At 44.1% G+C, this 22,967-nt stretch carries 22 protein-coding genes, 1 tRNA gene, 1 pseudogene, 1 riboswitch and 1 other annotated feature; of the genes and pseudogenes, 20 read left to right on the top strand and 4 right to left on the bottom strand.

The genetic code is table 11. The features are described 5' to 3' along the window. Positions 1-60 precede the first annotated feature (60 nt). The 3 genes from trxA to G4P54_RS14555 all read left to right on the top strand — a co-directional run bounded on the left by trxA (position 61) and on the right by G4P54_RS14555 (position 3,882). Positions 61-375, top strand: a complete 315-nt coding sequence (gene trxA, locus G4P54_RS14565; RefSeq protein ID WP_024714811.1) for a thioredoxin — start codon at positions 61-63, stop codon at positions 373-375. Between the two features lie 134 nt (positions 376-509). Then, positions 510-2,282 carry an excinuclease ABC subunit UvrC gene (uvrC, locus tag G4P54_RS14560; protein WP_024714812.1) on the top strand — a complete coding sequence of 591 codons (1,773 nt, stop codon included), beginning with the start codon at positions 510-512 and terminating at the stop codon, positions 2,280-2,282. Positions 2,283-2,346: 64 nt separating this feature from the next. Then, positions 2,347-2,526: riboswitch (Lysine riboswitch) on the top strand. 126 nt (positions 2,527-2,652) lie between these two features. Continuing rightward, positions 2,653-3,882: an aspartate kinase gene (locus tag G4P54_RS14555; RefSeq protein ID WP_167873037.1), complete on the top strand. Its 1,230-nt coding sequence runs from the start codon at positions 2,653-2,655 to the stop codon at positions 3,880-3,882. A 42-nt stretch (positions 3,883-3,924) separates the two neighbouring features. On the opposite strand, the gene G4P54_RS14550 is transcribed toward G4P54_RS14555, so the two are convergent. Next, positions 3,925-4,371, bottom strand: coding sequence for a YslB family protein (locus G4P54_RS14550; RefSeq protein ID WP_024714814.1), 447 nt, complete (start codon positions 4,369-4,371; stop codon positions 3,925-3,927). A 289-nt stretch (positions 4,372-4,660) separates the two neighbouring features. On the opposite strand from G4P54_RS14550, the gene sdhC reads away from it, so the two are divergent. The 13 genes from sdhC (at position 4,661) to G4P54_RS14485 (ending at position 15,135) form a co-directional block, all read left to right on the top strand. Further along, the gene (gene sdhC, locus G4P54_RS14545) at positions 4,661-5,269 is read left to right on the top strand and encodes a succinate dehydrogenase cytochrome B558 (protein ID WP_003237652.1); all 609 of its coding nucleotides are present in this window, start codon (positions 4,661-4,663) and stop codon (positions 5,267-5,269) included. Positions 5,270-5,302: 33 nt separating this feature from the next. Next, the gene (gene sdhA / locus G4P54_RS14540; protein WP_024714815.1) at positions 5,303-7,063 is read left to right on the top strand and encodes a succinate dehydrogenase flavoprotein subunit; all 1,761 of its coding nucleotides are present in this window, start codon (positions 5,303-5,305) and stop codon (positions 7,061-7,063) included. A gap of 2 nt (positions 7,064-7,065) precedes the next feature. Next, entirely contained in the window at positions 7,066-7,827 is a 762-nt protein-coding gene (gene sdhB, locus G4P54_RS14535) for a succinate dehydrogenase iron-sulfur subunit (protein WP_024714816.1), read from the top strand. Between the two features lie 59 nt (positions 7,828-7,886). Further along, a complete protein-coding gene (locus G4P54_RS14530; protein WP_167873036.1) occupies positions 7,887-8,336 on the top strand; it encodes an acyl-CoA thioesterase in 450 nt (149 codons plus the stop codon). A 110-nt stretch (positions 8,337-8,446) separates the two neighbouring features. After that, positions 8,447-8,671 (top strand): spore germination transcription factor GerE, encoded by a 225-nt coding sequence (gerE, locus tag G4P54_RS14525; protein ID WP_003184172.1) that lies wholly within the window; start codon positions 8,447-8,449, stop codon positions 8,669-8,671. Between the two features lie 234 nt (positions 8,672-8,905). Continuing rightward, positions 8,906-9,346: a MarR family winged helix-turn-helix transcriptional regulator gene (locus G4P54_RS14520; protein WP_167873035.1), complete on the top strand. Its 441-nt coding sequence runs from the start codon at positions 8,906-8,908 to the stop codon at positions 9,344-9,346. 7 nt (positions 9,347-9,353) lie between these two features. Next, complete coding sequence (gene racE / locus G4P54_RS14515) at positions 9,354-10,172, top strand: glutamate racemase (protein ID WP_167873034.1); 819 nt, start codon at positions 9,354-9,356, stop codon at positions 10,170-10,172. Positions 10,173-10,286: 114 nt separating this feature from the next. After that, positions 10,287-11,387 (top strand): spore germination protein GerM, encoded by a 1,101-nt coding sequence (gerM, locus tag G4P54_RS14510; RefSeq protein ID WP_167873033.1) that lies wholly within the window; start codon positions 10,287-10,289, stop codon positions 11,385-11,387. Positions 11,388-11,498: 111 nt separating this feature from the next. Then, positions 11,499-12,236 carry a ribonuclease PH gene (gene rph, locus G4P54_RS14505; protein WP_024714820.1) on the top strand — a complete coding sequence of 246 codons (738 nt, stop codon included), beginning with the start codon at positions 11,499-11,501 and terminating at the stop codon, positions 12,234-12,236. Positions 12,237-12,247: 11 nt separating this feature from the next. Next, a complete protein-coding gene (locus G4P54_RS14500; RefSeq protein WP_167873032.1) occupies positions 12,248-12,844 on the top strand; it encodes an XTP/dITP diphosphatase in 597 nt (198 codons plus the stop codon). Positions 12,845-12,858: 14 nt separating this feature from the next. Further along, complete coding sequence (locus tag G4P54_RS14495; protein ID WP_167873031.1) at positions 12,859-13,368, top strand: metallophosphoesterase; 510 nt, start codon at positions 12,859-12,861, stop codon at positions 13,366-13,368. Positions 13,369-13,497: 129 nt separating this feature from the next. Continuing rightward, a tRNA-Arg gene (locus G4P54_RS14490) sits at positions 13,498-13,571 on the top strand. A gap of 304 nt (positions 13,572-13,875) precedes the next feature. Further along, on the top strand, positions 13,876-15,135 hold the full coding sequence (locus G4P54_RS14485; RefSeq protein ID WP_167873030.1) for a Kelch repeat-containing protein: 1,260 nt from the start codon (positions 13,876-13,878) through the stop codon (positions 15,133-15,135). Between the two features lie 250 nt (positions 15,136-15,385). Here the strand turns inward: G4P54_RS14485 and G4P54_RS14480 are convergent, their stop codons facing one another. From G4P54_RS14480 to cotQ, 3 genes and pseudogenes are all read right to left on the bottom strand, one after another. Next, complete coding sequence (locus G4P54_RS14480) at positions 15,386-16,210, bottom strand: YsnF/AvaK domain-containing protein (protein ID WP_167873029.1); 825 nt, start codon at positions 16,208-16,210, stop codon at positions 15,386-15,388. 174 nt (positions 16,211-16,384) lie between these two features. After that, a pseudogene (locus G4P54_RS21385) lies at positions 16,385-16,777 on the bottom strand (N-acetyltransferase). Positions 16,778-16,971: 194 nt separating this feature from the next. After that, a complete protein-coding gene (gene cotQ, locus G4P54_RS14475; protein ID WP_024714825.1) occupies positions 16,972-17,301 on the bottom strand; it encodes an inner spore coat protein CotQ in 330 nt (109 codons plus the stop codon). Between the two features lie 445 nt (positions 17,302-17,746). After that, positions 17,747-17,994 (top strand) — a binding site (T-box leader). Positions 17,995-18,116: 122 nt separating this feature from the next. Between cotQ and ilvB the strand changes: the two genes are divergently transcribed. From ilvB to G4P54_RS14455, 4 genes are read left to right on the top strand one after another with little or no spacing between them, the layout of a single operon-like run. After that, entirely contained in the window at positions 18,117-19,841 is a 1,725-nt protein-coding gene (gene ilvB, locus G4P54_RS14470) for an acetolactate synthase large subunit (RefSeq protein WP_167873028.1), read from the top strand. Beyond that, positions 19,838-20,356 carry an acetolactate synthase small subunit gene (gene ilvN / locus G4P54_RS14465; RefSeq protein WP_024714827.1) on the top strand — a complete coding sequence of 173 codons (519 nt, stop codon included), beginning with the start codon at positions 19,838-19,840 and terminating at the stop codon, positions 20,354-20,356. Before ilvB ends, ilvN begins: the two co-directional genes overlap by 4 nt. Positions 20,357-20,379: 23 nt before the next feature. Beyond that, positions 20,380-21,408, top strand: a complete 1,029-nt coding sequence (ilvC, locus tag G4P54_RS14460; protein ID WP_024714828.1) for a ketol-acid reductoisomerase — start codon at positions 20,380-20,382, stop codon at positions 21,406-21,408. After that, a complete protein-coding gene (locus G4P54_RS14455; RefSeq protein ID WP_167873027.1) occupies positions 21,395-22,951 on the top strand; it encodes a 2-isopropylmalate synthase in 1,557 nt (518 codons plus the stop codon). The genes ilvC and G4P54_RS14455 overlap by 14 nt, the downstream gene beginning before the upstream one ends. Positions 22,952-22,967 lie beyond the last annotated feature (16 nt).

The raw sequence follows: 22,967 nt of genomic DNA, 5'->3' as shown, positions 1-22,967 counted from the left end.
GTGAACGAATGGGAGATGCTATACTAAAAATCATCATTTCACAATTGGAGGAATTCAATAATGGCTATCGTAAAAGCAACTGATCAATCTTTCTCAGCTGAAACAAGCGAAGGCGTCGTACTGGCAGACTTCTGGGCTCCTTGGTGCGGACCTTGCAAAATGATTGCACCTGTTCTTGAAGAAATGGATCAAGAAATGGGAGACAAACTGAAAATCGTAAAAATCGATGTGGACGAAAACCAAGAAACAGCCGGAAAATACGGCGTTATGAGCATCCCGACACTTCTTGTGTTAAAAGACGGAGAAGTTGTTGAAACTTCTGTCGGCTTCAAACCGAAAGAAGCGCTTCAAGAGCTTGTAAACAAACATCTTTAAGTTTCGGCTGCTTAAGCCAGAGCGATTCCGATTGAGGGATCGCTTTTTTTTATTCGCCAATCGTGAACATAGAGAAAAACAAACGTTCGTGTTAAACTGGAAACATAGGATTAAAACATAAGGAAGGGTACCATATGAACAAACAACTAAAAGAAAAACTAGCCCTCCTTCCCGATCAGCCGGGGTGTTATCTCATGAAGGACCGGCAGCAGACTGTAATCTACGTAGGAAAAGCAAAAGTGCTGAAAAACAGAGTGCGCTCCTATTTCACCGGTTCTCACGACGCGAAAACACAAAGGCTTGTGACGGAAATCGAGGATTTTGAATATATCGTGACGTCCTCCAATCTTGAAGCGCTGATTTTAGAAATGAACCTAATCAAAAAGCATGATCCAAAATACAATGTCATGCTCAAAGACGACAAAACCTATCCTTTCATAAAACTCACCCATGAACGTCACCCAAGGCTGATCGTCACCCGCAATGTCAAAAAAGACAAAGGGCGCTATTTCGGGCCGTACCCGAATGTACAGGCCGCAAGGGAAACAAAAAAACTGCTCGACCGTCTGTATCCTCTCAGAAAATGCTCCAAGCTGCCGGACAGAGTGTGCCTTTACTATCATCTCGGCCAATGTCTCGCTCCGTGTGTTAAGGACATTTCCGAAGAGACGAACAGAGAGCTGGTTGAGGGCATAACCCGTTTCTTAAAGGGCGGCTATAATGAGGTCAAAAAAGAGCTTGAAGAGAAAATGCATGAAGCTGCCGAGAATCTTGAGTTTGAGCGGGCAAAGGAGCTTCGTGATCAAATCGCCTATATTGAATCAACGATGGAAAAACAAAAAATGACGATGAACGATTTAGTCGACCGTGACGTATTCGCCTATGCGTATGATAAGGGCTGGATGTGCGTACAGGTCTTTTTCATCCGCCAAGGAAAGCTTATAGAACGAGATGTCAGCATGTTTCCTCTCTATCAGGAAGCAGATGAGGAGTTCCTTACGTTCATCGGGCAGTTCTATTCAAAAAACAACCATTTCCTTCCTAAGGAAATACTAGTGCCTGACAGCGTAGATCAATCTATGATTGAACAGCTGCTGGAAACAAACGTTCACCAGCCGAAGAAAGGCGCGAAAAAAGAACTGCTCATGCTGGCCCATAAAAACGCGAAAATCGCACTGAAAGAAAAATTCTCCTTAATCGAGCGGGATGAGGAACGTTCCATTGGGGCTGTGCAGAAACTCGGTGAAGCGTTGAATATTTATACGCCTCACAGAATTGAAGCATTTGATAACTCAAACATACAAGGGACAAATCCGGTTTCCGCGATGATCGTGTTTATGGACGGCAAACCGTACAAAAAGGAATACCGCAAATATAAAATCAAAACCGTTACAGGGCCGGATGATTACGGATCAATGAGAGAGGTGGTCAGAAGACGCTATACGAGAGTGCTTCGCGAAAACCTGCCGCTGCCCGATCTGATTATCATTGACGGAGGAAAAGGACAGATCAACGCCGCAAGAGATGTCATTGAAAACGAACTCGGCTTGGATATCCCAATTGCCGGTTTAGCGAAAGATGAAAAGCACAAAACCTCAAATTTACTCATCGGGGAGCCGTTGGAGACAGTGTATTTGGAACGAAACAGCCAGGAGTTTTACCTGCTGCAGCGCATTCAGGACGAAGTGCACCGGTTTGCAATCAGCTTTCACAGGCAAATCCGCGGAAAAAGCGCGTTTCAATCCGTGTTGGACGACATCCCCGGTATCGGCGAGAAAAGAAAGAAAATGCTGTTAAAGCATTTCGGTTCCGTTAAAAAAATGAAGGAAGCAAGCATTGAGGACATTCAAAAAGCAGGTGTTCCCCAAGCGGCGGCTCAGCTGCTTTACGACAAATTACAAAAATAATATTGTCCTTTTGAATAAGATCTGATAAAATGTGAACTAATTTCATAGTTAGATCGTGTTATATGGTGAAGATAGAGGTGCGAACTTCAAGAGTAAGCCTTTGGAGAAAGATGGATTCTGTGAAAAAGGCTGAAAGGGGAGCGTCGCCGAAGCAAATAAAACCCCATCGGAATTATTTGCTGGCCGTGCATTGAATAAATGTAAGGCTGTCAAGAAATCATTTTCTTGGAGGGCTATCTCGTTGTTCATAATCATTCATGATGATTACTTGATAAGCAATGAGAGCATTTCCTCTCATTGCTTTTTTTATTGTGGACAAAGCGCTCTTTCTTCTCACCCGCACGAACCAAAATGTAAAGGGTGGTAATACATGGGTCTTATCATACAAAAATTCGGAGGTACTTCCGTCGGCTCGGTCGAAAAAATCCAAAACGCAGCAAACCGCGCGATTGCAGAAAAACAGAAGGGCCATCAAGTCGTTGTTGTCGTTTCGGCTATGGGAAAATCCACTGACGAATTGGTCAGCCTTGCAAAAGCAATTTCTAGCGAGCCGAGCAAACGCGAAATGGACATGCTGCTGGCGACAGGCGAGCAGGTCACCATTTCCCTGCTTTCAATGGCGCTGCAGGAAAAAGGCTATGACGCTGTGTCTTACACTGGCTGGCAGGCGGGAATCCGCACGGAAGCCGTTCACGGAAACGCCAGAATTACAGATATCGACACTTCGGCTTTAGCAGACCAGCTTGAAGAAGGAAAGATTGTCATTGTCGCAGGATTCCAAGGCATGACAGAGGACTCTGAAATCACGACACTGGGCCGGGGCGGTTCAGACACAACAGCAGTCGCTTTGGCTGCCGCATTAAAAGCGGATAAATGTGACATATACACGGACGTGCCCGGAGTGTTTACAACTGATCCGCGCTATGTGAAATCAGCGAGAAAGCTTGCCGGCATCTCATACGATGAAATGCTTGAGCTTGCCAATTTAGGCGCCGGCGTCCTCCATCCGAGAGCCGTTGAATTCGCGAAGAATTACCAAGTGCCGTTAGAAGTGCGTTCAAGTACAGAACCAGAAGCGGGAACATTAATTGAGGAGGAATCATCCATGGAGCAAAATTTAATTGTCAGAGGCATTGCGTTTGAAGATCAAATCACAAGGGTAACCATTTACGGGCTGACGGGCGGCCTGACAACGTTGTCTACCATTTTTACAACACTGGCCAAAAGAAACATTAACGTTGATATCATTATCCAAACGCAAACCGGAGACAACCATACCGGAATTTCCTTCTCTGTCAAAACAGAAGACGCAGACCAAACCGTTGCAGTGCTTGAAGAATACAAAGGCGCGCTTGAATTCGAGAAAATCGAGACGGAAAGCAAATTGGCTAAAGTATCCATTGTCGGGTCTGGCATGGTATCAAATCCTGGTGTAGCGGCTGAAATGTTTGCTGTACTTGCGGAAAAGAACATTTTAATTAAAATGGTCAGTACATCTGAAATCAAAGTGTCAACCGTTGTAAGCGAAAATGACATGGTGAAAGCGGTCGAAGCGCTGCACGATGCATTTGAGCTTTCAAAACACCCTTCAGCTGTGTAATGACATCAAAAAGGCGGGACTATGCAGTCACCGCCTTTTTGTTTACACTGGGTCTTTCATATCCCATTTCACAGTCAGAACCACTTTATCGGCTCTCTTTTTCACTTGTTCGTATGATTCTGCAATCTGCTCATTCATCAATTGAATTTGTTCAGCGATAAAACCAGCCTCAAGCTGAAAGCAAGGCTCTTTCTGATATTTCAGCCGGTTGGAAATGATCGGCCCTTCAAGTTCAAATTCAAGCTCCTGTTTTTTAGTGCTTACGTTGGTGAGGGTTCCCCAGCCCGCTTCTTCAAAGAAGGCCGGAAATTCCTCCCATGATTCAAGAGGAAACTTACGGGCGAGATGTTTTCCTGCCCAATACATCATGGAAGAGTAATCTTGGCCAAGCATATCTGGGAGAACGATCTCTCGTATTAGTTCGTAGGCATAAGCGTTCATTTCAATTTCTTTAAGGCTGTCAATAGATGCTTCATATTTAGACTTCATATCTGTCTCCCCTCTCCTTCGTATATTATAGCTCAAACAGGGGGGAGGATTACAGAATGATCCTGTAATTCTAATGAAAAATTAAGCAGAAACATATATTAATAAAATAAAATTTTTCAATCAACTAATCAATTCGGAAAATTGCAATTTATGTACGCGTTTTCTTGACGCCCTTTTGAGGGAGGAGTAAAATGAAATTGTCAATAAATCTTAATAAAGTGCTTACAATTGAAAGAAGTGGGGGAAGAAATTTAGCACATTTCGCACTTATCAAACAGGGGGTAAAGTAATGTCTGGGAACAGAGAGTTTTATTTTCGAAGATTGCATTCCTTGCTTGGTGTCATACCGGTCGGCATCTTTCTTATTCAGCATTTAGTCGTCAACCAGTTTGCCGCAAGGGGCGCTGAAGCATTCAATAATGCTGCTCATTTTATGGATAGTCTGCCTTTCAGGTATGCCTTGGAAATTTTCATTATCTTTCTACCATTAATTTATCATGCAGTTTATGGTGTGTACATAGCGTTTACTGCAAAAAATAACGCAGGCCAATACAGCTATATGAGAAACTGGCTCTTCGTCCTGCAGCGTGTAACCGGTATTATCACCCTCATTTTTGTCAGCTGGCACGTGTGGGAAACCCGTATTGCCGCACAAATGGGCGCTGAGGTTAATTTCGACATGATGGCGAATATTTTGAGCTCTCCGGCTATGCTTGGCTTTTACATTGTCGGTGTTTTATCGACAATTTTCCACTTCTCGAACGGTTTATGGTCTTTCGCTGTTACATGGGGCATCACGGTAACGCCTCGTTCTCAAAGAATTTCGACGTACGTTACGCTGATTATTTTTGTTGCACTGTCTTACGTAGGCTTAAAAGCGATTTTTGCATTTGTATAAGAGTACTAGATTAACAGAGGGAGAGGGGCTATCATGAGTCAATCAAGCATTATCGTAGTCGGCGGGGGTCTTGCGGGCCTTATGGCGACAATTAAAGCAGCGGAATCAGGAATGGCGGTTAAGCTGTTTTCCATCGTTCCTGTCAAACGTTCTCATTCGGTTTGTGCCCAAGGCGGCATAAACGGAGCGGTCAATACAAAAGGGGAAGGTGACTCTCCGTGGGAACATTTTGATGACACTGTATACGGAGGCGACTTTCTGGCCAACCAGCCGCCGGTCAAAGCGATGTGTGAAGCGGCACCTTCTATCATCCACTTACTAGACCGGATGGGCGTCATGTTTAACCGGACGCCTGAAGGGCTGCTGGATTTCCGCCGATTCGGGGGTACACAGCATCACAGAACAGCCTATGCGGGTGCGACGACGGGACAGCAGCTGCTTTACGCACTGGACGAGCAAGTGCGCAGATACGAAGTTGCGGGATTAGTCACAAAATACGAAGGCTGGGAATTCCTTGGCGCCGTATTGGATGATGACAGAACCTGCCGCGGAATTGTGGCGCAAAACCTGACAAACATGCAAATTGAATCCTTCCGTTCTGACGCTGTCATTATGGCGACGGGCGGACCGGGAATCATTTTTGGGAAATCGACTAACTCCATGATTAATACAGGATCTGCTGCGTCAATCGTTTATCAGCAGGGAGCGTATTATGCAAACGGAGAATTCATTCAAATTCACCCGACAGCCATACCTGGCGATGACAAACTAAGGCTGATGAGTGAATCAGCGCGCGGTGAAGGCGGACGCGTGTGGACATATAAAGACGGTAAACCGTGGTATTTCCTTGAGGAAAAATACCCGGCTTATGGAAATCTGGTGCCGCGTGATATCGCGACACGTGAAATATTTGATGTGTGTGTGAACCAGAAGCTCGGCATCAATGGCGAAAACATGGTGTATCTCGATCTGTCTCATAAAGATCCGAAAGAGCTTGATATTAAGCTTGGCGGCATCATTGAGATTTATGAGAAATTCATGGGAGACGACCCGCGGAAGCTTCCGATGAAAATCTTCCCGGCGGTCCATTACTCTATGGGCGGTTTATGGGTGGATTATGATCAAATGACAAACATCCCGGGACTGTTTGCAGCTGGGGAATGTGATTACTCCATGCACGGCGGCAACCGTTTGGGAGCAAACTCCCTGCTTTCTGCGATTTACGGAGGAATGGTGGCCGGACCGAATGCAGTGAAATATGTAAACGGCTTAGAATCTTCAGCTGAAGACATGTCTTCCTCTTTATTCGACGCTCACGTCAAAAAAGAAGAAGAAAAATGGGCTGAGATGATGGCGATGGACGGGACCGAAAATGCCTATGTTCTTCACAGAGAGCTCGGTGAGTGGATGACGGCCAACGTCACGGTTGTCCGCCATAATGACAAGCTTTTGAAAACGGATGACAAAATCCAGGAATTAATGGAACGCTTTAAAAAGATCAACATCAATGACACGACAAAATGGAGCAATCAGGGAGCGATGTTCACGCGCCAGTTCTCGAATATGCTTCAGCTTGCTAGGGTGATTACCCTTGGCGCTTACAACCGCAATGAAAGCCGGGGCGCCCATTATAAACCGGATTATCCTGAACGTAATGATGATGAATGGCTCAAAACCACAATGGCTAAACATGTAAGCCCGTATGAAGCGCCGGAATTTGAGTATCAGGATGTCGATGTATCACTGATAACGCCTCGGAAACGGGATTACTCGAAGAAGAAGGTGGCGAAATAATCATGAGTGAACAAAAAACCATACGATTTATTATCACACGTCAAGATACAGCTGACAGCACGCCTTACGATGAGGAATTTGAGGTTCCATACCGCCCGAACCTGAACGTCATTTCCGCTCTGATGGAAATTCGCCGGAATCCGGTTAACGCGAAAGGTGAAAAGACAACCCCAGTCACATGGGATATGAACTGTCTTGAAGAAGTATGCGGCGCATGTTCAATGGTCATAAACGGGAAGCCCCGCCAGTCTTGTACGGCACTTATCGACCAGCTTGAACAGCCGATCCGTTTAAAACCAATGAAAACATTTCCGGTCGTGCGTGATTTACAGGTTGACCGAAGCAGAATGTTTGATTCATTGAAAAAAGTAAAAGCGTGGATACCGATTGACGGCACGTACGATTTAGGACCGGGACCGAGAATGCCGGAAAAACGCCGCCAATGGGCATATGAATTATCAAAATGCATGACGTGCGGCGTCTGCCTTGAAGCCTGCCCGAATGTGAACAGCAAATCGAAATTCATGGGGCCGGCACCGATGTCTCAAGTTCGCTTGTTTAACGCACATCCGACTGGCGCCATGAACAAATCTGACCGATTAGAAGCACTGATGGATGAAGGCGGCCTTGCAGATTGCGGCAACTCGCAAAACTGCGTTCAATCATGTCCGAAAGGCATCCCGCTCACCACTTCGATTGCAGCCTTAAACAGAGATACAAACTTACAAGCGTTCCGCAATTTCTTCGGAAGCGACAGAGTATAAGAAGAAAAAACCTCTTCCGCATGGGAGAGGTTTTTTTAACAATAAGGAGATGAATAAAGATGAAGCTTCCCGCTTATATTGATCTGACTTTTCAAGAATGGAAAACATCCTTTTCTTTTTTTATTGAAGTAGCCGTGCGATTTTCCGAGACGGACATGTTCGGTCATATGAATAATGTAATCCCTTTCATATATTTTGAGGAGGCGCGGATTTCTTATTTTAAAAAGCTGAACATGATGAATGAAAGCAAACAGACCATGACAGTCGTGGCAAGCCAGCAATGCGATTATTTGCGCCAAGTCATGCCATATGAAGAGCTGCGCATTTATGTAAAAACAAGCGCGGTCGGCAGTTCATCTCTTACCCTGCATTATTTCGGAGAGAACCGCAATGGCGAGCCCTGCTTTACCGGAGCTGTAGTGATGGTCCAAGTCTCAAAGGAAAGCGGCAAGGCTGTCAGCTGGACGAGTGAGGAGAAAGAAATCCTTCTTCATACACGATTGAACTAATTCTTTTGTAGACGTCACCTCCTGTGCCCTTCTTACATAAGATATCTTGACTATATCAAAACCCATTCGTTTCTGATTCGCTCTCACCTTAGCAAGGAGGGTTACAATACTTGAAGGAGAAAGAATTTCAATCGAAGCCGCTGCTAACGAAAAGAGAAAGAGAAGTGTTCGAATTGCTCGTTCAAGATAAGACAACAAAGGAGATTGCAAGCGAGCTATTTATCAGTGAGAAAACCGTTCGAAACCATATTTCAAATGCCATGCAGAAATTGGGTGTGAAAGGGCGTTCGCAAGCCGTTGTTGAGCTTCTTAGAATGGGTGAGCTAGAGCTTTAATCCTTGCCGGTATTCCTTCTTTTCAGGAAGGAGCCGGTTATTGCTGTTTGTCATGTTCGAAACCATATTTGGAATGCTGTGCAAAATTTGGATGGCAAGGCATAAACGATTTGATGTTGTTTGACTAAAGTCCTCTATTTCTCTCCCGCGAGTCTTGCATTTTCTTCAAAAAAGAAGGAAAATAGACACGGAACGCTTTTGTGCGTAAGAGATCCTTGAGTGAGGGATGGACAAATGACATCAAAACCTTTGGAGCATGTTGCGGATATTGAAAAGTCACTCCGCCACATTGCCGCGATCATCAAGCAAAAAGGACGAGAGATCCTTAACCAATATGCGATTACGCCGCCGCAATTTGTCGGCCTGCAATGGCTTTTTGAACTAGGGGATATGACAATTGGCGAACTATCTGGCAAAATGTATCTGGCGTGCAGCACGACAACGGACTTAATCGACCGCATGCAAAAAAATGAGCTTGTCGAGCGGGTCAAGGATCCGGCGGACAGACGTGTTGTCCGGATACACCTGCTGCCTGAAGGAGAACGGATTATCCAAGAGGTCATTACGAAAAGGCAGGAATATCTGCGTGATATGTTCGAAACGTTTACAGATGAAGAAATAGCCATCTTCGAAAAATCATTGATGAAACTGCAGCATGAAATGAAGAGAAAATGAGGCGATTTTGTTGGAACAACCAATTGGAGTCATTGATTCCGGGGTTGGCGGTTTAACCGTTGCAAAGGAAATCATGAGACAGCTACCAAAAGAAAATATTATCTACGTTGGGGATACAAAACGGTGTCCATACGGGCCGCGCCCTGAGGAAGAAGTTCTTCAATATACGTGGGAGCTGACGAATTATTTACTCGAAAACCATCATATCAAAATGCTCGTGATCGCCTGCAACACAGCAACAGCGATTGCATTGGAAGACATCCGCCGCAGCGTCGGCATCCCTGTGGTCGGAGTAATCCAGCCGGGTGCGAGAGCAGCGATAAAAGTGACGGAGAATCAGCATATCGGTGTTATCGGCACAGAGAATACGATTAAGAGCAATGCCTACGAAGAAGCGCTTTTGGCATTAAATCCTGACCTGAAGGTTGAGAATCTTGCCTGTCCGCTGCTTGTGCCTTTTGTGGAAAGCGGGAAGTTTCTCGACAAAACAGCAGACGAGATTGTCAAAACATCGCTGTATCCATTAAAAGACACATCGATTGATTCACTGATTTTAGGCTGCACCCACTATCCTATTTTAAAAGAACCGATTCAGCGGTATATGGGAGAGCACGTAAACATTATTTCGTCCGGAGATGAAACAGCCCGGGAAGTCAGCACGATTCTCTCATATAAAGGACTGCTGAACCAGTCTCTGATTGCCCCGGATCATCAGTTCCTGACAACAGGAGCACGCGATCAGTTTGCGAAAATCGCAGATGACTGGTTCGGCCATGAAGTGGGCCATGTGGAAGGCATCTCATTGCAAGAACCGATTAGAAGATAGTTTTTCCCCGCAACGGCATGTTGCGGGTTTTTTCTGTTTTGCCGGAATTCTTCGGTCTATTTCCTAAATAGGCTCGTATACATAATAGTACAAACAGCCTTAGGAGGGAAAAGTATGCTGAAAAAAGGACCTGCAGTCATTGGTGCCGCTTGTCTCACCTCTGCCTTGCTATTATCCGGATGCGGTTTATTTCAATCTGATAAGGCAGCCGAGGAAATTGATCCGCCTCAAGACGTTACATACGTGAACGATGAAGCGGGGGCCGATTCAAATACAACAGCTGCGGATAAAACAAAAAGTGAAAAAAGCGATACCGCCAAAGCAGATCAAGCCTCATCTGCAGTCATGAGGGAGCTTTATCTCATTGATAAAAACGGGTATGTCGTCGCGCAAACGCTGCCTCTTCCGAAAAGTGAAAGCACGGCCAAGCAGGCGCTTGAATATCTGGTTCAAGGCGGGCCTGTGTCAGAAATTCTTCCGAATGGCTTCAGAGCCGTATTGCCGGCTGATACAACCGTTAACGTAGACATCAAAAAAGATGGGACGGCAATAGCTGATTTCTCTAATGAATTCAAAAATTATAAGAAGGAAGACGAACAGAAGATTGTTCAATCTGTGACATGGACGCTGACGCAATTCAGTTCGATAGACAAAGTAAAGCTGAGAATTAATGGCCATGAACTGAAGGAGATGCCTGTAGGCGGCACGCCGATCTCAGATGATTTAAGCCGTAAAGACGGGATTAACATGGAAACATCCGGCGTGAATGACCTCACTGCAACACATCCGCTCACTGTCTATTATTTGGCGGAAAACGAGAATAGTGAGTACTACGTGCCGGTGACAAAACGAATTGACAATTCGGAAACAGATGATATTTCCGCAGCGATCAATGAACTTGCTAAAGGCCCAAGCAAGGTGAGCGGGCTCTTAACAGACTTCAGTGGAGATGTAAAGCTGGTCAGCAAACCGAAAATGAAAGACGGGCGCGTGACGTTAAACTTCAATCAATCTATATTCGGGAGCGCCGATGAAAAGACGAAAATGATTTCTTCAGAAGTGCTGAACAGCATTGTGCTGACATTAACGGAGCAGCCGGATGTAAAAAGTGTCTCTGTTAAAGTGAACGGGAAGTCAGAGCTCGTAAACGAAAAAGGCGAAAAGCTCACAAAACCAGTCTCTAGACCTTCTCAAGTGAATACAGGTAGTTTTTAAATTGGGATTTTTGATATACTAGAAAGAAAGAGGTTAGCGTTCCGGCTGCCTCTTTCTTTATTCAATTTCCGGGACAAAATTGGTTTATGTACATACAATCGGAGGTAAAACATGAGACATGACGGAAGACAACATGATGAGCTGCGTCCAATCACATTCGATTTGGATTTTATCAGCCATCCGGAAGGTTCTGTTCTAATAACAGCGGGAAATACAAAAGTAATTTGCAACGCGTCTGTTGAGGACCGCGTGCCGCCGTTTTTGCGGGGCGGAGGAAAAGGCTGGATTACAGCTGAATACAGCATGCTGCCGCGGGCCACAAACCAAAGAACAATCAGAGAATCTTCGAAGGGGAAAATTTCAGGAAGAACAATGGAGATTCAGCGTCTGATCGGCCGCGCGCTTCGGGCAGTTGTAGATTTAGAAAAGCTTGGGGAACGGACGATTTGGATTGACTGTGATGTCATTCAGGCAGATGGCGGAACAAGAACCGCTTCTATTACAGGAGCATTTCTTGCGATGGCGATTGCGGTTGGCAAGCTTGTGAAAGCGGGCACAATCAAGACAAATCCGATCACTGATTTTCTTGCTGCGATCTCTGTCGGAATTGATAAAGAACAGGGAATTTTGTTAGATTTAAATTATGAAGAAGATTCTTCCGCTGAAGTTGATATGAATGTCATCATGACCGGCAGCGGCCGTTTTGTGGAACTTCAGGGAACCGGGGAAGAGGCGACTTTTTCAAGGGAGGATCTGAACGGCCTTCTCGGCCTTGCGGAAAAAGGAATTCAAGAGCTGATTGACAAGCAAAAAGAAGTGCTCGGTGATTCTCTGCCAGAACTGAAATAAGACAGAAAGGCTTGATTATCATGAAAGAAGCAATCATTGCGACACATAATCGGGGAAAAGTGAAGGAATTTAAAGAAATCCTTGAGCCAAAAGGCTACGATGTCAAATCGTTAGCTGAAATTGGATTCACAGAAGAAATTGAAGAGACAGGCCATACGTTTGAAGAAAATGCGATTCTCAAAGCAGAGGCTGTGGCAAAAGCAGTGAACAAAATGGTGATTGCTGATGACTCCGGTCTGTCCATCGATAATCTTGGCGGAAGACCCGGCGTTTATTCCGCCCGCTATGCAGGGGAACAGAAAGATGACCAGGCAAATATCGAGAAAGTGCTCAGCGAGCTGAAAGGGATCGAAAAAGAACAGCGCACCGCCCGTTTTCGCTGCGCGCTGGCTGTAAGTATCCCGGGAGAGGAAACAAAAACAGTCGAAGGCCATGTTGAAGGGTATATTGCTGAAGAACCGAGAGGAGAATGCGGCTTTGGCTATGACCCAATCTTTATCGTGAAAGATAAAGATAAAACAATGGCCGAACTGACAAGTGATGAAAAAAATAAAATCAGCCATAGGGCTGATGCGCTTAAAAAGCTGTCTAAGCTTTTGGAGGCATAAGGGGGAGCTTGTAGATGAACGTGCTGATTATCAGTGACAGCCATGGGCTTGAAGAAGAACTCCAAACCATCGCGAAACGCCATGAAGCAGAAGTTGATCTCATGATTCATTGCGGGGACTCTGAGCTTGAAACGGGGCATCCTGCATTGGAGCCTTATGCGGTTGTAAAAGGCAACTGCGATTTTACCGGCGATTTTAAGGACGAGCTTCTTCTGACTGTCGGTTCAAAAAAGATACTGGTCACGCACGGCCACCTTCACGGTATAAAACAGACCTTGTTAAACGTATACTATCGTGCAGAGGAGCTCGGAGCGGATATTATCTGTTTCGGGCATTCGCACATCGCGGGAAGCGAAGTGCTGCGCGGAAAACTGATGATTAATCCAGGCAGCATCCGGCTCCCGAGGGTGCGCAGGACAGAAAGCTATGCTATACTGACACTAGAAAATGATGCTGCGACAGTGCGCTTTTACGACCAAGCAGGCAATGAAATTGAGGATCTGCAAAACCGGGTCACACTATGAAAATGTCATGAGGAAGAAAATTTTCTTCCTCATGAAAAAAATTCTAAAAAACCGTTGACTTATTGTTGCATCCCATATATAATAAATCTTGTCGCTGATAGTTGATGCGAAAATGAAAAAACAAAACATGTCCCAGTAGCTCAGCTGGATAGAGCAACGGCCTTCTAAGCCGTCGGTCGGGAGTTCGAATCTCTCCTGGGACGTACCAAAAAGTCTCGAACCATAAATTGGGGTTTGAGACTTTTTTTTGTATGGATTCTGAAAATCAATGAGAAGGAATTTATAATGCTACTAAAAAAGTGTTTAAAAAAGAGACAATTTTTCATGAATCCTTCATGAATCTTGGTTAGAAGAAAATAGAGCAGTTTAAATGGTTAAGTCATGAAGAAAGTTCTTCGATTTTAGATTTTGGGATTTATACATTTGTAAAAAATTGGTTGTTAAACTTTTATATGAAAAGACGATATATTCAAGAGATTGACTAATTTTATATAAGGAGTGATATTTTTGAAAAAAGTGATACTGTTGTTTGCGTTTACTCTTTGTGCAATTATGAATCCTTTTTATCAAGCGAATGCAGAAGCAGAAGAAAAAGGGTGGGTGAGTCAGGCTGATTTACCTGAACCAAGAAGCCATGCAGCAACAGCTGTTGTTGGAAATAAGATTTATGTTATTGGTGGATTCGGTCAAAATAGAGTAGCTACAAATACTACATTTGTATATGATTCTCAGAAAAATACATGGTCAAAAAAAGCAGATATGCCTATAAACTTAGCAGGATCAGCAGTTGCTGTTATAAAAGATAAAATTTATGTCATGGGCGGAAATAATACTAGCTCGACTCAAGATTCTTCAAAATTATTTATTTATGATACTACAACTGATTCATGGGAAGAAGGAGTTGATGTGCCGAAAAAAAGCTTTTTGGGCACAGCAGTAGCCATTGATAATACAATATACCTCATGACACAACAGTATACATCTGTATCTAGACATTTTGCTTATGATACTGTATCAAAAACATGGACAAATAAAGCAAACCAACCTAGCAATTTAAGAGCCGCTGCTTCAGCTGTTGTGGACGGGAAAATTTATTACATCGGTGGCGGCGCATCCTCAGGTGAAAAAAATATTTATGAATATAATCCGTCGAAAGACTCTTGGGAGAGGAAAGTGGATTTAGTAAATTTTCTATGGTATACTTCTGCTGCTGTTTCAAATGGAAAAATTTACATAATTGGAGGATTTCTTTCAGCATCTACTACAACTACTAATAACGTCCAAGTGTATGACCCTGCATCGAATAAAGTAAGCACTATGGAAGAAAAAATCCAGTATGCTCGCGCAGGGGCAGGGACGGTATCGATCAATAATGAGCTGTATACTGTTGGTGGGGCGCCAAAAAGCTTGACGCACAGCAATGCCTTTAGCTCTGTAGAAAAATATACGATTAAAGAAACTGGGAATACTTCAGATCCAGAAACAGACGACGGTAACGGAACAAAACCGGATGATGAAACTGTATCTGATGATGGAGAAGCTCTCCTCGTCATCACAATGGTCAACGGCTTGCAAAAAGAGTATCAGTTATCCATGATTGAAGTTAATGGATTCCTCAAATGGTATAAGGAGCATGATGCGGGAGAGGGACCAGGATTTTATGTAATAGATGAGCATGACAACAATAAAGGACCTTTCGAAAGTAAAAAGGACTATGTAGTGTTTAAAAATATTTTGATGTATGAAGTGAATAAATACAAAAATTAAACGGGTTAAAAAACCATTCAGTACAGTCTGGATGGTTTTTTTGAAGGTTTTCGGAGGAAGTCTGTGAAATCCCTATTAAGGTAGTTGATTCTATCGTAATCACACTGTTTAAATACATCAGTTTCAAATAAATTTCTATTGGTTTCCTATCTCGTCATTACTTTTTGATCGAAGTTTATGTTAACACCTTAAAAATAAGAAGGCTGACTTTGAAAATATATATTCAAGTCAGCCTTCTACATAATAACATTTATTTATTATTTAACGGATCATCATCCAAGCCATCAGCTTTTCCTTCTTTATGCAGGCGGGGTTCTTCTTTTTTCACAGTTTCAGAAATATGCTCATTTTCTTCTACAGTTCGTTTTCCGACAACCACTTCATCAGTGACAACCGGTTTTTTCGTCACTTCCAGTTTTTCCTCAACGATTGGCACTCTGATTTCTTCCGAATCGTTGACAGGAGAAGCGTCCGCTCTGTTTTCATCGACTGGGCGGCGTTCGACATAAATTTCATCGTGTCTCACCGGAATATCCATATCTCTTTGTTCTGTTTTCACTTCTTTTCCTATCTCCACTTCACCGGTTTGGACGTCTTCCTTATCGACTTTCAGCTGTTCTTCCCGCAGCGGCATTGTTTTTTCTTCTTTCGTTGTATAATCTGCCGTTTCATTTGTGCTGGAAAAGCCGCCTGAAAGGGTACTGCTGTTGTCGATAGGAGCTTTGACATCTGCATCTGCGTCAACGGCCACAAGGAGTTTTCCGTCATCCAGATCCTCTTGATACTTGTCTATTTCGCCAGTAGTGATATCCAAATCAGATAACGCCTTGCTGTGTGCAGCAGTATCATCCATTGTAAAATAATCTTTCAGTTTATCGAAAAAAGATTCAGACTCGCTATCATGCGCATCGACGGCCTGATTGACTTCTGTTCCTGTGCGTGATTCAAGATAATCTGTATCACGACGGCTTGTCACAACAGAAATGTCGTCAGAATCATAGCCCTTTGTCAGTAAGCCTTCAATCGCTGCAATGGTTTCCTGCGGAGTTTCGTATACACCAACTATATTTTTCATATCAATCTCCTCCTTTATTCATTTTGCATTTTATCGTTCATGTCGTCTTTAATTCCCGCTGCTCTTTAAAATAAACAAAAATGAAAATATCGGGTGTGTTTCAAATAGGCGAGTTAAGTGTGTAAAGAGAAAAAAGGATAGACAAGACAGAAATCCCTCTGCGCTTATCTACCCTCATAAAAATGTCTTACAGCTCTTCGTCATAAACACACTGTTCGGATTCTCAGCATAGTCTGCAAACGGCTCACAGCATTGAAAGCCGCAGCCTTTATACAATTTGCTTGCGGCTCAAATGAAGCAACTGAACGCTAATCACTCATAACAGCGCTTTTTTGCCTCCTCTATGATGTGCTGAAGAACTTGTTTGGCAACGCTTTTTTTAAAATGGGGGGATGTAGACGTACGCGTCGATTTGATTCCTCCGTGTTTTCCGTCCGGTTCTGTAAGCGTCCGCTGATTCCCCTTATGCGCTCCAACATGCAATCTCAGGCTTGTCAGCTTTTCTAATGCTTTCCGGCGGCGACATAAGCGTCATGCTATGTAAAGCTCATTCACAAGTGAGATCATCTGGTGTCCAGTTCAATTATCTATTTTTATATACAATTCGATTTCTCTTCAAAAACGTACAGATTTGCAGAACATAGTTTTATTTTGTCTTAATCCTTTCTATATCTAAATATAAAGACAGAAAATCTGACTGGATTTGTGAAGGCGTTTTTTAAAAAAAGGGGCCGAAATAGATGTACGGCCCTTGAAATCTTCTAATATCTAAAGCCTCCGTGTACGCCTGATACTCCGCCGAATCCGCCAGCGTGTATCGCTGGTGCACTTAAACTTGCACCATGACCGCTAAACCCCGCACCTGAAAATTGCTGTCCGTAAAATCCTGAAGCATATGGATAGGAGGAGTACATAGCAGCGGGAGCGCTTAACGGGCTGTATGCTTGGCTGTACGGCTGTCCGTATCCGCCATAGCCTCCAAACGGCTGATAGCTTTGCTGGTAAAAGGCAGGAGCTGTTGGAGAATACGGCTGCGGTAAGCTGGGGAAGCCTGCGGGGAACCCTTGCATATCAGCTAATGATTTATTCATCGTATCACCTTTTCTTTGCAAGATACGATCAATATATGCCGGGGGAATAATAGAAGTGCCTCTCCAAGTTGAAATGGTTTGCAAGATGATCTGTCAAACTGCACACTATATGCAAATTATATCGTGTTATAAAATATGACATGTTTCTATCAGATTGATTATTTCTGGTGTATTCTTGATAGATTAATAAAAAAATTATAAAAACTTTTCTCATTTGCAATTCCTTTTGTACCAATAATGAAAGCGTATACAGTGTAGTTTGATTAATCTAAATTGTCTAATAATTTTAAAAATGCTGTTGACACTGCGTCCAAAGCGGCGTAATATGAGTTCAACAAAAGATAAACGCAAGCTTCACAATCGAAATGATCGCAATCTGATCCTTAAAAAATGTGAATGAAAAATATTCTCGAACAGCTTAAAAACTGTTTTGGAATCCTGAATATGAAAAGCGCAGATGAGGATAAGTAGCCTTGATAAAGTTTCCCACAGAGAACCGGGTTAAGCTGAGAACCGGTGAAGCTTTACAAGGTGAACTCGCCTCAGAGTGCCAGTCTGAAATCATAGTAGGACTTGGCCGGGTGAACTTGGTTCACTCGTTATTAAAGCGGATAGGAATATCCATGAGACGGCCGATTACCAGGCCGTAAACAAGGGTGGTACCGCGGAAAGAAGAGCCTTTTCGCCCCTTTTAGCTATCGCATTCACTGCGCGGCTGATTGTGGGCGGAAGGGCTCTTTTTATTGAATAATAAGCTATCAAGCTAATAAAAAAGATGATCTTTAGAGGATGAAAATCCAAAAGGAGGAACTAAAATGGGGACTAATGTACAGGTGGATTCACCATCTGCCAAATGTACACAGACGATGAGCGGAGCATTAATGCTGATTGAATCATTAAAGAAAGAGAAAGTAGAAATGATTTTCGGTTATCCGGGCGGGGCTGTGCTTCCGATTTACGATAAGCTTTACAATTCAGGGATGGTACATATCCTTCCCCGTCACGAACAAGGTGCGATTCACGCAGCGGAAGGATACGCAAGAGTGTCTGGCAAACCGGGTGTCGTCATTGCCACATCAGGACCGGGAGCGACAAACCTTGTAACAGGCCTTGCTGATGCCATGATTGACTCATTGCCGTTAGTTGTCTTTACAGGGCAGGTAGCAACCTCCGTTATCGGAAGCGATGCATTTCAGGAAGCGGACATTTTAGGAATTACCATGCCGGTGACAAAACACAGTTATCAGGTTCGCCAGCCGGAAGATCTGCCGCGCATCATTAAAGAAGCATTCCACATTGCAACAACTGGAAGACCCGGACCTGTATTGATTGATATTCCGAAAGATGTAGCAACAATTGAAGGGGAATTCAGCTACGATCATGAGATGAATCTCCCAGGATACCAGCCGACAACAGAGCCGAATTATTTGCAGATCCGCAAGCTTGTGGAAGCTGTAAGCAGCGCGAAGAAACCGGTGATTCTGGCGGGCGCGGGCGTACTGCACGGAAAAGCGTCAGAAGAATTAAAAAATTATGCCGAACAGCAGCAAATCCCTGTGGCACACACCCTTTTGGGGCTGGGAGGTTTCCCGGCTGATCATCCGCTTTTCTTGGGGATGGCGGGAATGCACGGCACTTATACAGCCAATATGGCCCTTCATGATTGTGATCTCTTAATCAGTATCGGCGCCCGTTTCGATGACCGCGTCACAGGAAATCTCAAACACTTTGCAAGAAACGCAAAGGTTGCTCACATCGATATTGATCCGGCTGAAATCGGAAAAATCATGAAAACGCAGATTCCTGTAGTCGGAGACAGCAAAATCATTCTGCAGGAGCTGATCAAACAAGACGGAAAACAAAGCGATTCAAGCGAATGGAAAAAACAGCTCGCCGCTTGGAAAGAAGAGTACCCGCTCTGGTATGTAGATAATGAAGAAGAAGGCTTTAAACCTCAGAAATTGATTGAATATATTCATCAATTTACAAAAGGTGAGGCAATTGTCGCAACGGATGTCGGCCAGCATCAAATGTGGTCCGCTCAATTCTATCCGTTCCAAAAAGCAGATAAATGGGTCACATCAGGCGGACTTGGAACGATGGGATTCGGCCTTCCGGCAGCGATTGGCGCACAGCTGGCAGATAAAGATGCGACTGTCGTCGCGATTGTCGGAGACGGCGGTTTTCAAATGACGCTTCAAGAACTCGATGTCATTCGCGAATTGAAGCTTCCGGTCAAAGTCGTCATTTTAAATAACGCTTGTCTCGGAATGGTCAGACAGTGGCAGGAAATTTTCTATGAAGAACGTTATTCAGAATCTAAATTCGCTTCTCAGCCTGACTTTGTCAAGTTATCGGAAGCATACGGCATTAAAGGCATGAGAATTTCATCAGAAGCTGAAGCGAAAGAAAAGCTGGAAGAGGCATTAACATCAAAAGAACCGGTAGTCATCGACGTGCGGGTTGCCAGCGAAGAAAAAGTATTCCCGATGGTGGCTCCGGGAAAAGGGCTGCATGAAATGGTGGGGGTGAAACCTTGAAAAGAATTATCACATTGACTGTAGTGAACCGTTCAGGCGTGCTGAACAGGATCACCGGTCTATTCACAAAAAGACATTACAACATTGAAAGCATCACAGTTGGACACACGGAGACAAACGGTGTTTCCAGAATCACCTTTGTCGTTCACGTTGAAGGTGAAAACGATGTTGAACAGCTGACAAAACAGCTCAACAAACAGATTGATGTGCTGAAAGTCACAGACATCACGAATCAATCGATTGTCCAGAGGGAGCTGGCCTTAATCAAGGTCGTTTCCGCACCGTCAACGAGATCAGAGATGAATGGAATCATAGAACCGTTCAGAGCCTCTGTCGTTGATGTCAGCAGAGACAGCATTGTTGTTCAGGTAACAGGGGAATCTAACAAAATTGAAGCGCTTATTGAATTGTTAAAACCTTATGGCATTAAAGAAATCGCGAGAACAGGTACAACGGCTTTTGCAAGGGGAACCCAACAAAAGACGTCATCCAATAAAACAATATCTATTGTATAAAACATAACAAGGGAGAGATTGAAATGGTAAAAGTATATTATAACGGTGATATCAAAGAGAACGTATTGGCTGGAAAAACAGTAGCGGTTATCGGGTACGGTTCGCAAGGCCACGCTCATGCTCTGAACCTTAAAGAAAGCGGAGTTAATGTGATCGTCGGTGTTAGACAAGGAAAATCTTTCACCCAGGCGCAAGAAGACGGGCATAAAGTATTTTCAGTAAAAGAAGCGGCAGCGCAAGCTGAAATCATCATGGTTCTGCTTCCGGATGAACAGCAGCAGAAAGTTTATGAAGCTGAAATCAAAGATGAATTGACAGCTGGAAAATCTTTAGTATTTGCTCACGGATTTAACGTTCATTTCCACCAAATTGTTCCTCCGGCGGATGTAGATGTATTCTTGGTAGCGCCTAAAGGCCCGGGACACTTGGTCAGAAGAACATATGAGCAAGGAGCTGGTGTACCGGCATTGTTCGCGATCTATCAAGATGTGACTGGTGAAGCGAGAGACAAAGCCCTTGCTTACGCAAAAGGAATCGGCGGGGCAAGAGCGGGCGTTTTGGAAACGACATTTAAAGAAGAAACAGAAACAGATTTGTTCGGTGAGCAGGCGGTTCTTTGCGGAGGATTAAGCGCGCTTGTCAAAGCTGGATTTGAGACATTAACTGAAGCGGGTTATCAGCCTGAACTTGCATACTTCGAGTGTCTTCACGAGCTGAAATTAATCGTAGACCTTATGTACGAAGAAGGACTCGCGGGCATGAGATATTCAATCTCTGACACAGCGCAGTGGGGAGATTTCGTATCAGGACCTCGCGTTGTTGACGCTCAAGTGAAAGAATCGATGAAAGAAGTATTAAAAGATATTCAAAACGGTACATTCGCAAAAGAGTGGATCGTCGAAAACCAAGTAAACCGTCCTCGATTCAACGCCATCAATGCGAGTGAAAACGAACATCAAATCGAGGTTGTCGGAAGAAAGCTTCGTGAAATGATGCCGTTTGTGAAACAAGGCAAGAAGAAGGAAGCGGTGGTCTCCGTTGCGCAAAATTAATTTTTTCGATACGACGCTTCGTGATGGTGAACAGTCTCCTGGCGTAAACTTGAATACACAGGAGAAACTTGCCATAGCAAAGCAGCTCGAAAAACTTGGGGCAGATATCATTGAAGCGGGGTTTCCCGCTTCGTCCCGAGGTGACTTTTTAGCTGTTCAGGAAATCGCGAGAACCATTAAAAATTGTTCAGTGACCGGTCTTGCCCGCTGTGTAAAAGGTGATATAGATGCTGCCTGGGAAGCGTTAAAGGACGGTGCCCAGCCGAGAATTCACGTATTTATCGCCACATCGGACATTCATTTGAAGCACAAGCTGAAAATGACTCGTGAGCAAGTCATTGAAAGAGCGGTTGAAATGGTGAAATACGCAAAAGAGCGTTTTCCGGTTGTGCAATGGTCAGCTGAAGATGCCTGTCGCACTGAACTGCCGTTTTTAGCGGAAATCGTCGAGAAAGTCATCGATGCAGGCGCCAGTGTTATTAATCTTCCAGACACGGTCGGCTACCTGGCCCCGGCGGAATACGGAAAAATCTTTAAGTATATGAAGGAAAACGTGTCGAACATTCATCAAGCGAAGCTTTCGGCCCACTGTCATGATGACTTGGGAATGGCAGTCGCGAACTCTCTTGCTGCGATTGAAAATGGTGCTGATCAAATCGAATGCGCAGTGAACGGTATCGGTGAAAGAGCCGGAAACGCAGCATTAGAGGAAATTGCTGTTGCCCTTCATATCAGAAAAGATTTCTATCGAGTTGAGACAGGAATTACATTGAACGAGATTAAGCGAACAAGCGATTTAGTAAGCAAACTGACAGGCATGGCTGTTCCGCGCAATAAAGCAGTTGTGGGTGATAATGCATTTGCTCATGAATCAGGCATCCATCAGGACGGCTTCTTAAAAGAAAAATCGACTTATGAAATTATTTCACCGGAGCTTGTCGGTGTAACGGTAGATGCGCTTGTCCTTGGTAAACATTCCGGACGCCATGCATTTAAAGACAGGCTGACTGCTTTAGGATTCCAGTTTGACAGTGAAGAGATTAATAAATTTTTTACGATGTTCAAAGAGTTGACTGAGAAGAAAAAAGAAATCACTGATGAGGATCTTGTTTCTCTTATTTTAGAAGAAAAAGTAACAGACCGCAAGATTGGGTATGAATTTCTTTCCCTTCAAGTGCATTATGGAACAAGTCAGGTTCCTACAGCTACACTTTCTTTGAAAAATCAAGAAAATGCACAGCTTATTCAGGAAGCGGCAACAGGAGCCGGAAGCGTGGAAGCGATCTACAACACGCTTGTGCGCTGTATTGATAAAGACGTGGAGCTCTTAGACTACCGCATTCAGTCCAACAGAAAAGGCGAGGACGCATTTGCCCAGGTGTATGTCAGAGTTTTGGTGAACGGAAGCGAATCAGCAGGGCGGGGCATAGCGCAAGACGTATTAGAAGCTTCAGCGAAAGCCTATTTGAACGCAGTCAACCGTCAATTGGTTTTCCAGTCGAATATGAGCGGACTTAAAAACCATACAGCTGTCGGATCATAACAGAAAGGAGAACGGT

This window comes from Bacillus tequilensis, from assembly GCF_012225885.1.
GTDB classification, from domain to species: Bacteria; Bacillota; Bacilli; order Bacillales; family Bacillaceae; genus Bacillus; species Bacillus tequilensis.
The sequence above is the reverse complement of the archived record's forward strand: the minus strand, read 5'-3'. Positions and strand labels throughout refer to the sequence as shown.

What these genes read in the sequence shown, in the direction of transcription:
- ilvC (WP_024714828.1), top strand. Translation starts at nt 20,380, where the DNA reads ATGGTAAAAGTATATTATAACGGTGATATCAAAGAGAACGTATTGGCT.
- ilvB (WP_167873028.1), top strand. Translation starts at nt 18,117, where the DNA reads ATGGGGACTAATGTACAGGTGGATTCACCATCTGCCAAATGTACACAG.
- G4P54_RS14495 (WP_167873031.1), top strand. Translation starts at nt 12,859, where the DNA reads ATGAACGTGCTGATTATCAGTGACAGCCATGGGCTTGAAGAAGAACTC.
- uvrC (WP_024714812.1), top strand. Translation starts at nt 510, where the DNA reads ATGAACAAACAACTAAAAGAAAAACTAGCCCTCCTTCCCGATCAGCCG.
- gerM (WP_167873033.1), top strand. Translation starts at nt 10,287, where the DNA reads ATGCTGAAAAAAGGACCTGCAGTCATTGGTGCCGCTTGTCTCACCTCT.
- G4P54_RS14480 (WP_167873029.1), bottom strand. Translation starts at nt 16,210, where the DNA reads ATGAAAAATATAGTTGGTGTATACGAAACTCCGCAGGAAACCATTGCA.
- sdhC (WP_003237652.1), top strand. Translation starts at nt 4,661, where the DNA reads ATGTCTGGGAACAGAGAGTTTTATTTTCGAAGATTGCATTCCTTGCTT.
- sdhB (WP_024714816.1), top strand. Translation starts at nt 7,066, where the DNA reads ATGAGTGAACAAAAAACCATACGATTTATTATCACACGTCAAGATACA.
- trxA (WP_024714811.1), top strand. Translation starts at nt 61, where the DNA reads ATGGCTATCGTAAAAGCAACTGATCAATCTTTCTCAGCTGAAACAAGC.
- G4P54_RS14550 (WP_024714814.1), bottom strand. Translation starts at nt 4,371, where the DNA reads ATGAAGTCTAAATATGAAGCATCTATTGACAGCCTTAAAGAAATTGAA.
- rph (WP_024714820.1), top strand. Translation starts at nt 11,499, where the DNA reads ATGAGACATGACGGAAGACAACATGATGAGCTGCGTCCAATCACATTC.
- sdhA (WP_024714815.1), top strand. Translation starts at nt 5,303, where the DNA reads ATGAGTCAATCAAGCATTATCGTAGTCGGCGGGGGTCTTGCGGGCCTT.
- G4P54_RS14555 (WP_167873037.1), top strand. Translation starts at nt 2,653, where the DNA reads ATGGGTCTTATCATACAAAAATTCGGAGGTACTTCCGTCGGCTCGGTC.
- G4P54_RS14530 (WP_167873036.1), top strand. Translation starts at nt 7,887, where the DNA reads ATGAAGCTTCCCGCTTATATTGATCTGACTTTTCAAGAATGGAAAACA.
- cotQ (WP_024714825.1), bottom strand. Translation starts at nt 17,301, where the DNA reads ATGAATAAATCATTAGCTGATATGCAAGGGTTCCCCGCAGGCTTCCCC.
- G4P54_RS14520 (WP_167873035.1), top strand. Translation starts at nt 8,906, where the DNA reads ATGACATCAAAACCTTTGGAGCATGTTGCGGATATTGAAAAGTCACTC.